General features: G+C 57.3%; 11 protein-coding genes. 3 read left to right on the top strand and 8 right to left on the bottom strand.

What is annotated here, in order from left to right:
* Positions 1-3: 3 nt before the first annotated feature.
* The 5 genes from ASD54_RS22315 to ASD54_RS22335 form a co-directional block, all read right to left on the bottom strand.
* Positions 4-1,212 carry a glycosyltransferase family protein gene (locus ASD54_RS22315; protein WP_062556752.1) on the bottom strand — a complete coding sequence of 403 codons (1,209 nt, stop codon included), beginning with the start codon at positions 1,210-1,212 and terminating at the stop codon, positions 4-6.
* Between the two features lie 66 nt (positions 1,213-1,278).
* Entirely contained in the window at positions 1,279-2,451 is a 1,173-nt protein-coding gene (locus tag ASD54_RS22320; RefSeq protein WP_062556753.1) for an ABC transporter permease, read from the bottom strand.
* Positions 2,448-3,446, bottom strand: coding sequence for an ABC transporter permease (locus tag ASD54_RS22325; protein ID WP_062556754.1), 999 nt, complete (start codon positions 3,444-3,446; stop codon positions 2,448-2,450). Before ASD54_RS22325 ends, ASD54_RS22320 begins: the two co-directional genes overlap by 4 nt.
* Before the next feature lies 1 nt (position 3,447).
* A complete protein-coding gene (locus ASD54_RS22330) occupies positions 3,448-5,346 on the bottom strand; it encodes an ABC transporter substrate-binding protein (RefSeq protein ID WP_062556755.1) in 1,899 nt (632 codons plus the stop codon).
* The gene (locus tag ASD54_RS22335) at positions 5,343-7,226 is read right to left on the bottom strand and encodes an ABC transporter ATP-binding protein (RefSeq protein ID WP_062556756.1); all 1,884 of its coding nucleotides are present in this window, start codon (positions 7,224-7,226) and stop codon (positions 5,343-5,345) included. Before ASD54_RS22335 ends, ASD54_RS22330 begins: the two co-directional genes overlap by 4 nt.
* Positions 7,227-7,467: 241 nt before the next feature.
* Here ASD54_RS22335 and ASD54_RS22340 point away from each other — a divergent pair, with 241 nt between their 5' ends.
* The gene (locus ASD54_RS22340; RefSeq protein ID WP_062556757.1) at positions 7,468-8,451 is read left to right on the top strand and encodes a glycosyltransferase; all 984 of its coding nucleotides are present in this window, start codon (positions 7,468-7,470) and stop codon (positions 8,449-8,451) included.
* Position 8,452: 1 nt separating this feature from the next.
* Here ASD54_RS22340 and ASD54_RS22345 read toward each other — a convergent pair whose 3' ends face one another.
* Both ASD54_RS22345 and ASD54_RS22350 read right to left on the bottom strand, forming a co-directional pair.
* Positions 8,453-9,178 carry a polysaccharide deacetylase family protein gene (locus ASD54_RS22345; protein ID WP_062556758.1) on the bottom strand — a complete coding sequence of 242 codons (726 nt, stop codon included), beginning with the start codon at positions 9,176-9,178 and terminating at the stop codon, positions 8,453-8,455.
* Between the two features lie 2 nt (positions 9,179-9,180).
* The gene (locus ASD54_RS22350) at positions 9,181-10,194 is read right to left on the bottom strand and encodes a glycosyltransferase family 4 protein (RefSeq protein WP_244484821.1); all 1,014 of its coding nucleotides are present in this window, start codon (positions 10,192-10,194) and stop codon (positions 9,181-9,183) included.
* Positions 10,195-10,457: 263 nt separating this feature from the next.
* Between ASD54_RS22350 and ASD54_RS22355 the strand changes: the two genes are divergently transcribed.
* Positions 10,458-11,801 (top strand): nucleotide sugar dehydrogenase, encoded by a 1,344-nt coding sequence (locus ASD54_RS22355; protein WP_062556760.1) that lies wholly within the window; start codon positions 10,458-10,460, stop codon positions 11,799-11,801.
* A 16-nt stretch (positions 11,802-11,817) separates the two neighbouring features.
* Positions 11,818-12,300 (top strand): class I SAM-dependent methyltransferase, encoded by a 483-nt coding sequence (locus ASD54_RS22360; RefSeq protein ID WP_062556761.1) that lies wholly within the window; start codon positions 11,818-11,820, stop codon positions 12,298-12,300.
* Here the strand turns inward: ASD54_RS22360 and ASD54_RS22365 are convergent.
* A complete protein-coding gene (locus ASD54_RS22365) occupies positions 12,297-12,755 on the bottom strand; it encodes a Crp/Fnr family transcriptional regulator (RefSeq protein ID WP_062556762.1) in 459 nt (152 codons plus the stop codon). The genes ASD54_RS22360 and ASD54_RS22365 overlap by 4 nt on opposite strands.
* Positions 12,756-12,759: the final 4 nt, after the last annotated feature.

Genomic DNA, 12,759 nt, shown 5'->3' on the forward strand with positions numbered 1-12,759 from the left:
CTTTCAACCCTGAACGATCTGCAGGTGGTTTTCGTCCTTGCGCTTGAACCACTCCGCAACAATGCGCGAAATATTGGGCAAGCCTTCAAGTTGCATGCCTGGGGCGCTGACGGATGGCGGATCGCGCTTTAAAAGCTCCTTGATGGCAGAGGCGAATTTCAAGCTATCGGCCGACTCGTCAGCGGAAAGCATGCTGACCAGTCCGAGCTCGGAAGCACGCGTCGCACGTATCAGCTGCTCTTCACGCGGCTGCGTCCTTGGCACGATCAGGGCGGGCTTATCAAAGGACAAGATCTCGCAATAGGTATTGTACCCGCCCATGGCGAGAACGGCCTTTGCACCGGCAATACGGTCTTCCATCCGGTTGTCGAACTCGATGATCTCGAGAAGCGGATGCGCGTCGCACGCCTCCTTGAACCTGCTTCGCAGGTCTGCCGACATGTAGGGACCCAGCACTATGACTGCCTTGTGCGTCAGTGTCGGATCGGCCTCATAGGCAGCGATCACATCGCGAACAAGATCCGCCCCGTCACCGCCGCCACCTGTCGTCACCAGCAGGTAATCGCCTTTTTCCGGATTGGGCAGGGCTGCATCCTTGGAAGCGTTACGCTGCAGAAAACCTACGAAATTCATCTTGGACCGCACACTCTGCGGCACATCGATACCGGTCAGCGGATCATAGAAATCCGGTGGCCCGTAAATCCAGACATCGTCGTAGAGAGCACCGATCTTGCGCAGAACATCGTTTCGCTTCCACTCTGCCTCCAGCAGGTGCGGCGCGTCCATCACGTCCCGAAGTCCGAGAATAAGCGTCGTGCCCTTGGTCTTGAGGTAGACCAGCGTATCCTCCACCTCGCTGCGCAGACCAAGAGGCTCCTTGTCGATGATGAAAATGTCGGGCTCGAATGTTTCGGCTGTGTGCCGGATGATGGATTGCCGCATCTTCATGGTCTCATGAAGATCGATATGCTGGTCCATGGACGTATATTCGCCGTTGCGCAGTTTGATGACGCTCGGAATCTTCACGAAATCAACGCGTGCGCGGTAGTCGAACGCGCCCGCGATTGTCGCACCAGAAATAATGAGCACGTTCAGCCCACGATAATCCTCGACCAGCGAGTGAGCGATTGTGCGACAGCGCCGCAGGTGTCCAAGCCCGAAGGTATCGTGGCTGTACATAAGGATGCGAGCGTTTCCAAGACGTTTCGACATGGATCTTGGTCTTCTCCTAGAACATTCGATTGGCTGGAAAACGCGACCCGCGCAATCCGGTCAAACTCATTTATACGGGTCGGCTGCATCTCTAAGACCGTCGCCCAGGAAATTGAAGGCGAGGATGACAAATATTACCGGAATGACTGGTAACAAGAGCCATGGGTAAAGCGCAAGAACACTCACGGAGCGGGCTTCGGTCAGAAGCACGCCCCAGCTGGTGATCGGAGGCCGAAGCCCAAGACCTAGGAAGCTGAGGGTGGTTTCGCCAAGGATCATGCTCGGAATTGTGAGCGTGGCACTGGCGATGAGGTGGGACATGAAACCGGGCACAAGATGCCGCCCGATGATACGCGGGCTTTTTGCTCCCATGAGCTGAGCGGCAAGAACATAGTCCTCTTCCCGAAGCGCAAGCAGCTTGGAACGTACGGCACGGGCAAGACCGGTCCAGTCTAACAGCCCGAGAATAAAGGTAATTCCGAGATAGACGAGAAGCGGACTCCAATCCACAGGCATGATTGCAGCCAGCGCGAGCCATAGCGGAATGGTCGGGATCGATTGCAGCATCTCGATGATGCGCTGGACCACGAGATCAAACCAGCCGCCCCAATAACCAGCCAGTCCGCCGATCACAATGCCGAGAACGAAGCTCGTGGCAACCCCCAGAAGACCAATGGTCAACGAGATGCGCGCGCCGTAGAGAATACGCGAAAAGATATCCCGGCCCAGCCTGTCCGTCCCGAGCAGGAAGAAGTGTCCGTTTTCGGCCGGGCAGACCAGATGCAGGTTCGCATCGACCAGCCCCCAGAAACGATAAGGCTCGCCACGGCAGAAGAAGCGCAGCTTCTGCACGTCGCCCGTATCGTCGGAATAGACCCGCCGGAGGGTCGTCATGTCGAGCGTCATCTTCTGCCCGTAGACGAAGGGGCCGACAAACTTGCCATCATGGAACAAGTGCACGCCCTGGGGCGGTGCAAAGATATGATCCATATTTCGAGTATGCACCTTGTAGGGCGCGAGGAATTCCACGATCACGATCATGAAATACATGATCAGCAGAGCGATGCCTGAAAACAATGCGAGCTTGTGACGCCGAAAGCGCCACCACATCAGTTTCAGCTGAGACGCTTCATCCAGCGTAGAACTGCCCGATGCGGCATCATCCGCGTAAGGATCGAAAGGTGCTTCGCGCACGTAATGCGGCAGAACGTCCCCGTCTGTGCCAGGCTTCGTCGTCACTTCGTGCTCCCTCCCCGCAGGCGGATACGCGGATCAAGGATGGCCAGTGCGATATCCGAAACCAGCACGCCAACGACTGTCAAGAAGGCCAGGAACATCAGGAACGAACCGGCGAGATACATATCCTGTGCCTGAAGTGCCCGGATGAGCATCGGTCCCGTTGTTTCCAGAGAAAGAACCACCGCCGTTATTTCAGCGCCGGAAATGACGGCAGGCAGGATCGACCCGATGTCGGAAATGAAGAAATTGAGCGACATGCGGAAGGGGTACTTCATCAGCACCTTGAAGGGATGAAGCCCTTTGGCGCGCGCCGTCATCACATACTGCTTGTGAAGCTCATCCAGAAGATTGGCGCGTACCCGGCGAACCATGCCCGCCGTTCCAGCCGTTCCGATGATGATCACCGGGATCCAGATATGCTCGAGGATGGATTTGAACTTCTCCCAACTCATGGGCTGGGAGAGATATTTCTGATCCATCAAGTGACCGATGGACGTGCCGAACCAGATATTGGCCAGATACATCAGAATGAGCGCGAGCACGAAATTCGGAACAGCGAGACCGATCAGCCCGAAGAGGGTCAGTCCGTAATCGCCCCAGCTGTACTGGTGCGTGGCCGAATAGATGCCGATGGGAAAGGCCAGCAGCCAGGTGAGGATGATGGTGACGGTGGACACGAGGATCGTCAGCCACAAGCGGTCGCCCACCACATCCGACACCGGCATTCGGTACTCGAAGGAGTAGCCGAAATCGCCATGAAGCATGCCGCCGACCCAGTTCAGATAGCGGATCGGCATTGGTTGATCGAAGCCATAGCGCGCCTTCAGATCCTCGATTTCCTGCATATCGGCCTTCTCGCCGATCGCCTTCAACTCTTCCACATAGCTTTCGAAAAAGTCACCCGGAGGCAGCTCAATGATCGTGAAGATCAGCATCGAGATAAGCAAAAGGGTGGGTATCATCACCATGAAGCGCCAGGCGATGTATCGGATCATCTCACGCATGGTCGTACCAGAAAGTGTCAGGCATGTAGACGCCCAGATAGGACATGGGATCGAATCCGTAGAGTCCATCCTTGGGAACGTTTCTCATGCGGCTGGAATGAACGACAGGCTGAAGCGTTGCATTGACGGTTCCGATGGTGAAAACTTGATCCGTATAGATGCTCAGCATTTCGTGCCAGATATGCTCACGCTCCTCGTGGCTTGACGCACTGCGCCAGGCGGCAAAGAGCTTCGACAAGGCGATCGCCTCTGGCAGATCGGAAGGTTTGCCATCGCTGCCGCCAGAGAGATGATAGAGGCCCCAAAGCGGCCAGTGCATCTGGTCGTCGGTCGTTGGCGCCAATTCCTTCGGCGACATGTCCGCCGTCGGGACCCCGTTGTCGAGCCCTTGAGCGACCGTCATGATCGTGTCGCCACCCTTGACGCGACGTCGCAGCAGTTCGCGCTGCGAGACACGAACGAAGATCTTGATCCCGATCTCCGACCAGTGGTCGCGAACGAGTTCCAGGACATCACCTTCAACCGTGTTCTCGCCCGCTGTTTCAATGATGATCCGGGCTGAGCGACCGTCCGGCAATAACCGCTCACCCTCATCGCCACGCCTGTTAAGACCCGCGTCGTCGAGCAGTTTATTGGCAAGCGAGGGATCGAATGCCGACCAGGCTTCGCGATATTCCGGCTTGAATAGCGGACTTTCGGGAAGGATCGTATTGGAACTCTCGCGCGCGAGGCCGAAGAACGCAGCCTTGTTGATCTCACGCCGGTTGATTGCCAGGGAAAGAGCGCGTCGCACACGCACATCCCGCCACAGGTTCCGCCAGACTTCATCCTTGCAATTGAGGTTTGGGAAGAAAACTACGCGCGACCCTTGAATCCGCTTCCAAAGGTCGACGTTCAGAGGATAGCGCTCCTCTGCATTCTTCAGGAAGGTGTAATCGGCGAAGTCCAGGTTTGTGACCTGCAGATCACTTTCGCCGGTTCCGGTCTTGGCAGCGACGAGGTCGCCTGCGCTCACATCCATGAATATCCGGTCGATATAAGGGAGCTGAAGCCCGTTCTCGTCGACGCGGTGATAATAGGGATTTCGCTCAAACACAAAGCGCCCCGCTGGCGGCGCCGTTCGCGGTCGCCATGCATCAAGGGTCGGCAGATCAGGATTTTCGGGCCGCACGGTGCGCGACATTTTCTGGTGCAAGGCTACCCAGTCCTCGACACCCTGCTGCTTGATCAGTTCCTCGAGCTTTTCCTTTGTCTGATAGCTCACATGGAACTGCTTGAGGTAGTTGGCTGGATGCATCAAGCGAAGCGGCGATGGCGAGGCGATATCCGCCATAAAGTCCGGATTCGCCTCATCCCAGCTGTAGCGGACAGTCAATCTGTCCAGCGCCTCGAACTTGGGCGGCTTGCCACCGATCTTGAGGCTGGCGGGTACGCCGCCCTTGTAGAGCTTCTTGTTGTGGAACATGTCGTCCCACACGTAGCGGAAATCGTCGGACGTAAAGTCACTACCATCCGACCACTTGTGCCCCTCGCGCAGGCGGAAGGTGAAAATCCGGTCTTCCTTGATCTCGAAGCTTTCAAGGATGTCCGGCTTCAGTTCGAGATGCTCGTCATAGCCTGCAAGCCGCGAATAGGAAAAAATCGGCGCATAGCGAATGTCGCGCTGGCTGCCGATCATCATGCGAACGGTGCCGCCATGCCGCCCGGGCAGTTTGCCGGTTTCCGCAAGCTTCACGACGCGCGGAGTTTTGGGCAAGCGTTCCGCCACCGGCGGCAAGGATGTGCCGTTTGCGCCAGATCTCAGGAACTCAGAATCCTGGAAGGCTGCAAAGACACGACTTGGGACAAGTGTTGATGCAAGAAGAGCAAGTGTATGCCGACGGCTGATCATGGGCGCAACTCCCGCACATCAACATTGCGGCGCGCGAGCACCAGATGCCCTTCACCGAGATCAGCATGCGCGAGATCGCCCGGCGCATCTTCCTGAAACTGGCGTGCCCATTGCTTCCTGGCCTCGGCGCTTGGTTGACCGATTGCAGCAAAGTCGAGAGGCCTGTCCAGATTCGGCGTCGGAACTGCAGCGAGAAGCTTCTTGGTATAGGGATGAACGGGATTGCGCATGATTACGTCACAAGGCGCAATTTCCACGATGCGTCCGGCATACATGACAGCGACCCTGTCTGCCATGTAGTTCACCACGGCAAGGTTATGCGAGATGAACAGGTAGGTCAGCCCGAGATCCTTCTTCAAATCCTTCATCAGGTTGAGGATCTGGGCCTGAATGGAAACGTCGAGCGCAGAAACTGGCTCGTCACAGATCAGCAGGTCCGGCCCAAGCGCCAGAGCGCGCGCGATACCAATTCTCTGGCGCTGTCCACCGGAGAAGCTGTGCGGGTAGCGACCCATGGCGTTTTCCGGCAGACCAATCGCTCTGATCAGACGCTTCACGGCGTCGAGACGCGCCTTGGCATCACCACGTTGATGGATTTCCAGTGGCTCGCTGACGATATTGCGGACCGTCATACGCGGGGAAAGCGAAGAGATCGGATCCTGAAAGACCATCTGAATTCGCTGGCGCAACAGGTTGAGATCTTCGCCACGTGCGTTCAGAACGTCGATGGGGCCGCGCTCGCTTTGAAACAGCACTTCGCCTGCATCAGCTGTGACGCCTCGCATCAGGATCTTGCTGAGCGTCGTCTTGCCGCAACCGCTCTCGCCTACAAGGCCTAGCGTTTCACCGCGCCGGATATCGAAACTTACGTCATTGACAGCGAGCGTCGAGGGCGAAGCGCCCAGACCGAAGCCGCCGCCGCGTTTTGTGACAAATGATTTGGAGACGTTCCGAACACTCAAGACCACGTCGCTATGGGCCTCGGCATGCTTTTTCCGGTCCACGAGACCCACCGCATCGACCTCGATTTCGCGCAAGGGCTTCAGTCTCGCGCTTCGCGGCATTTCGAAGTCTGGCACCGCGGCCATCAAGCCTTTCGTGTAGGGATGGCGCGCATTGCGGAAGATTGCGTCGACGGGGCCCGCCTCCATGACCTCGCCCCGATAGACGACAACCACTTCGTCGGCCATGCTTGCCACAACACCCAGATCATGCGTGATCAGCAGCATGGCCATGCCGAGGCGCGACTGAAGATCACGCAGCAGTTTGAGGATCTGCGCCTGGATCGTCACGTCCAGAGCGGTGGTCGGTTCGTCGGCAATCAACAGGGAAGGTCCGCATACAAGCGCCATGGCAATCATGGCACGCTGGCGCATGCCGCCGGAAAGCTCGAACGGATACATGTTGAAGGCGCGGGCAGGGTTGGAAAATCCGACCAGCGACAGCATTTCTTCGCACCGTTCCTGTCGCTCCTTCGGCGACAGCACTGTATGAATCTTCAGGACCTCTTCGATCTGATTGCCGACCGTATGCATCGGCGAGAACGAGGTCATCGGTTCCTGAAAGATCATTCCGATGCGATTGCCCCGGATACTCCGCATCTTGCGGCCCTCATTGGGCAGTGCCAGCAGGTCGATGCGCTCTTTAGTATCAGGATCGTTGAAAAAGATATGACCGCTCGTTTGCGCCGCGGGGGTCTCGATGCCCATCACGGCACGACCAAGCACGGATTTTCCAGAGCCGGACTCACCAACCAGCGCCGTTACCTTGCCGGGCCGGATACGCATGCTGATATTTTTGACCGCATGGATGCTGCCGCCCCATAGCGGGAAGGACACCGATAGTCCTTCGATGCGGAGCAAGTCGGTCTGCTCATTCATTCACGTATTTCCCGGCAGCCCTGTGCGGTCTATCGATCAGGGCGGGTTCCCTTTGTTTTTTAGGACCGTATCGCAGCATATTGCCTATGTCTATGTTCCAAGCCTACAACAACGCGGACCTGAAGCGCCATTTGCACCGGAAAGATTTCGGCAGGATGACGGCGACCTCAGATTGTTTGGCGAGCCTTGCGATTTTGCCACCCGTAACGTCAGCCGCCTTTGCGATGGATCAAATGTCACCATGACCAAGCCTGAACTGCAGAAGAAGGAAGCGCGCGAAAGGCTGGAAGAGGCGCGAAAGCTCATTTCGGCCGGGGAGTGGAAGGCTGCGGAAACAATCCTTGCCTCGATTGCAGCTCCTTCGATGGCGGATCCCGCCTTGCGGCTGGGAAGCGAAACCGTCCTTGGCATGCCGCGCAAGGTCCAGTCCGCGCTTCTGAAAATCGCTAAACTCCGTTCGGACAGCGTTGCCAAAGCTGGCCTCCAGTATCTGCTCGTCCCTCCACCATCGCTTCTCTTGCCGCTCACGGACTTCAGCCTGGAGGAGCGTCGAGACATGAACGAACTCAACCGCCAGCCTGTCCCGCGTATGCTGCATCAGATCTGGCTTGGGCAATTGCCTGTTCCGCCCTCGGCGGCGAAGTGGAAACGCCATGCTGAGCAGAACGGCTTTCGCTACCGGCTGTGGCGAGAGGCGGACCTGGAAGCCTTGAATGTTCCTCGGCATCCTGCCTTCGTCGAAATGATGGAGGCGGGTGACCTGCCGGGTGCGGTGGATGTCGCGCGCTATTTCATCTTGCATGCGCAGGGTGGGATTTACCTGGATTGCGACTGGTATCCGGCACGCGATGACCTGACCTTTTCGGATGTCCTGCCCCTCATCGGATTGTCAGCTCTGTTGGAGGATACGCCGCGTGACACGGGACTGGGAGGCGCCTTGCTGACGAATTCCTTCATCGCAACACCTGCGCGTCACCCGGTTTTTGCACGCCTTCTCGACATCATTCCGGAAGCTACACGCAGGTTGCCGGATGGTCCGGCCTGGTGGTCCACCGGACCGCTGATCATGACGCTCCTGTTTCGGCGAACGACATTCACCGTTCCCGATGCCGCTTTCGTTGCTGCCAATCTTCAGCGCCGAGCACCGATTGAGGAGGTTGAAGCAGCGCAGTCAGAAGCGCAGGCCTCGGGAAATGGTCTACTGATTGGTTGGAAATCCTGGTAGATCAACTGGCCATGAGTTCAGACGCACGGCGCCATTGGCACGCCTTGTGCTGAGCGGTCATGCGCAGGAAATTCTCCAGAAAGTTCCACGCGGCCTCGTCATGAACGAGATGATGAGTAAGCAGGCCCAAGGCAGGAACGGGTTGATCGACGTAACCCAACAACTCCTCGTACAAGGTCTCGGCATCTTTCCCGCCCCGTACGCCACGCCAGTTCATGATGTCTACATGCGTATTGAGGAGCGGAGGGTTTGAAGGCCTTTCACGCCCAAAAACAGACAGAGACCTGTAGCCGAGCTTTGGCAATTGCTCGGCGATCTCGGAGGAAATCCGGTTCCACGGCGGCACCATCATGGGAATGAACCGTTGGCCATGCAGAGCCTGCAGTTTGCCAAGGCCTGCCTGAATTTCGATCAAGATCACCGGAAGCGGGCGATCATTGCCGAGTTCCTGCTTCTTTGCGGGCGGCTTTGAGTAGCTCTGGTGAGACCAGCCATGCACAGCAACTTCAACCTCCGGGAAGCGCGCCAGATACTCGACTAGCGGAAACCCGGTCTTTTCCGGTATCACCGCCAGCGTTGGCGGAACAGAATGGCGTTCACATAACGTCAGCAGCCGGTCGAGAGCAGGCGTAACATCCACCGCATCGTCATCACGCAGCCACAGCGTCAGCGTGCGACCTTCGGCAGCCAGTTGATCCAGGCGATCGCGCCATAAAGTATCGAACATGCTTACCTCAAATTGGAACGAAGGATGGAAGCCAGTCGGCCCGCAGCCGCCTCAAGGGAATGGACACGCTCGGCGCGGTGCCGCGCGTTTCCGGCCAGTTTCGAACGCAGATCGTCATCCCTCAAGAGCAGTCGAATGGTATTTGCATAATCTTCAGGATCCGAAGATTTGGTCAACAGCCCGGTCTCTCCGTGAGATACGACTTCAGGCACGCCAGCGGTTTCTTCTGCGATGACTGGCACACCCGCAGCCTGCGCCTCGAGATAGGCTAAGCCGTAAGCCTCTCCATGCCCCGGCCAGGCGTAGATAGACGCGTGCGCCAGGTGATCCGCAATCTGCTGCGGCTGCAATTGACCGAGAAACGAGATACGGGCTGACGGAAAATCTGAAAAGCAGCCTTCAACCTCCGCTCTTGCTGGTCCGTCACCAATGATCGACAGCCGCCAGTCTTCGTCCTTTAGGAGCAGCAGCGCCGCAGCGAGCGCCCGGTAGCTGCCGAGCTTGTCGCCCTCGCGCATCATTGCGACTGTAATCAGTTGCCTCTGTTCGGGTTGAGGGGTCAGGTCGCGGAATGGCGTCACATCGATGAACGGCGCCAGCCGTTCGCATCGTGCCTTGGGAGCGGCATCCAGAATGCCCCGTCGGTCTCGTTCGGTCAGGCAGATGTTGACGGCTGCGAACTTCAATCCTTCAAGAACCCGCTGCTGCGAAAGCGCCCAATTTCCGATATTGCGCCGCCGCGAGTAGGATGATTCTGCAGTCACGTAAGGGATAGTGTGGGCGCGGCATAGCTCCAGTCCGAGGAGATCGGGTGACTTGTAGTACGGATGATAGCAAAACCAGAGGTCTGGCTTCCCCTGATCTGCCCATAGGGTATCTATGCGCTCGATTTCGCTACCCGCATCCATGGCGAACTGTTCCGCAGTATCCGGCGTCGCTGAATAACTGCGCAGTTCTGAAACGACGTCCACCTCATGACCGGCTATGGTCAAGGCCCTTATCAACTGCCGCGCCATCAGGCGGTCCCCCGAAGGAACAGGATGGTATGGCGATTTCAGTGGAGCATAGAAAGCGATTTTCATAGTGCTGAGATAGGAACGAGGATGCCACTCTTTGCAAGTCTGCCGATCAGAATTAATTGATGCGCTTCTGCCCGTGCTTGCCTATCTAACCTTTACCGCACCCTTGACACAGGTGGTATGGAACCTCAACTGAGCGCGACGGAAAAGCGCTTCGTGCACCATCGCACGCCACATCGCAGCATCACGGAGAAAACCCCTTGAGTCAGGCAGAGATCGCGAACCATCCTCTTGTCACCGCGATCCGCTCCAAGACGATCAAGGCCGGCGTGATCGGTCTGGGCTATGTCGGCCTGCCACTCGCCATGAGCATTTCACGCGCCGGCTTCCAGACGCTTGGTTTCGATATCGATGCCGAAAAAATGGTACGGATCGACGCGGGCAACAGCTACATCGAGGCGGTGCCGAGCGACGTTCTTGCTGCCGAGCGAACCGCGGGCCGCTTTTCCGCGACAGATGATTTCGGGCGTCTTGCCGAATGCGACGTGATTGCGATCTGCGTCCCGACACCCTTGACGCGTTATCGTGATCCAGACTTGAGTTTCGTCGAAAACACCTGTCGGCAGATCGCGAACGTGCTGCGCCCCGGCCAGTTGATCGCTCTGGAGTCAACGACCTATCCAGGAACGACCGACGAGATCATGCGTCCCATTCTGGAGGCCTCCGGCTTGAAGGCGGGTGAAGATTTCTTTCTCGGCTATTCGCCTGAACGGGAAGACCCGGGCAATCGCGACTTCAATACCTCCAACATACCCAAGGTCGTTGCAGGCGATGGCGAGCTTGCCAGTGAGATGATGAAAGCCTTCTACGGCGCCGTGGTCGATACGATCGTGCCCGTTTCTTCCGTGCGAACAGCCGAGGCGGTGAAGTTGACGGAAAACATTTTCCGCGCCGTCAACATCGCCCTCGTCAACGAGTTGAAGCTCGTCTACGACGCAATGGGTATCGATGTCTGGGATGTAATCGAGGCCGCCAAAACCAAACCGTTCGGCTATATGCCTTTCTATCCGGGTCCGGGTCTTGGCGGTCACTGCATTCCGATCGATCCGTTCTACCTCACATGGAAATCACGCGAGTTCGAACAACCGACCCGCTTTATTGAACTTGCGGGTGAGATCAACACCTCCATGCCACGCTACGTGGTGGAGAAGCTTGCCGAAGGGCTGGACCGTCGCCTTGGCAAGGCGCTCAGCCGCTCTCGCGTTTTGATCATGGGATTGGCCTACAAAAAGAACGTGCCGGACATTCGCGAGAGCCCTTCCCTTCGCCTTATGGAGTTGATCCTCGAGCGCGGTGCGCAGGTGGAATATCACGATCCGTACCTCGAAGAGATTCCCAGAACACGCGAATACGGGCACCTGAAAGGCCGTAAATCCGCGAACCTCGATCACACGACGGTTGATGCTTTCGATGCGGTTGTGATCGCGACCGACCATGATTCCGTCGACTATGCGAGCCTTGAACAATGGGCGCCGCTTATCATCGATACTCGCAACGTCTACGCGCGGCGAGGAATTTCCTCGGACAAGGTCATCAAGGCCTGATCGACTGGAGAAAATTTTGAGCAGACTCGATAGTTTCATCAACCGCATGAGCGCCCAACGGGACCTGTTGAACCATGTGCGTGATAACCTTGCCTTGCCGGAAGCCGGCGAGGTCTTCGAAATCGGCCTCGGCAATGGCAGAACCTACAGCCATTTGCGGGAGAATTTTCCCGGGCGGCGTGTCATCGCCTTTGACCGGAAGCTCGCTTCACATGCCTCTGCGACACCCGCAGCGAACGATTTTGTGGAGGGCGAAATCCGGGAAACGGGACAGGCTTATCTTGGCCGACAGGCTGCGCTGGTGCATGCCGATATCGGCACGGGCTATGATGACAAGGATGCGATCACCCTGACATGGCTTCCGCAAATGGTGTCCGGCATGCTTGCAAATGGCGGAGTGGCGGTCAGCGGCCTGCCCCTCGATCATCCAGACCTGGAACTGCTTCCTCGCCTTCCCAGCATCGCGGAAGGTCGCTATTTCCATTACAGGCGGCGTTAAAGAATTGCCTCTTGGGAAAATCTCTTTCCCAAGCCGCCAATCCGATCGCGAAGAGTTTCAGCGAGAACGCGACTAATTTCGAAACTCATTCTCGGATTGTCGGAAACGAGCCGCAGCAGGCAGTCCCGGCCGATCTTGAGCGCTTCGACATTCGTCAAGGCAGTTGCGGTCATGGCTCTTGGCTGATCGGAGAGAAGGCACATCTCGCCCAGCATGGAGTTTGGCTCCGCCTGCGTCGTTTCACACCGTCCGCATGGACTGGAAGCGGTCAACCTGACATTGCCGCTCAGGAGCACGAAGGTTGCTTCCGGAACATCGCCTTGCGCAAAGATCATATCGCCAGGCTCATAGGATATGCGATGAGAGGCGAATGCCAACAGTTTCAGCTTACATGGATCCACCCGGTTGAAGTACGGAATGTTCCGCAGTAGCTCGACTTCTTCCCTCAGCAACATAGCG

The sequence above is a fragment of the Rhizobium sp. Root149 genome (genome assembly GCF_001427345.1).
Classification (GTDB): Bacteria; Pseudomonadota; Alphaproteobacteria; order Rhizobiales; family Rhizobiaceae; genus Neorhizobium; species Neorhizobium rhizoryzae.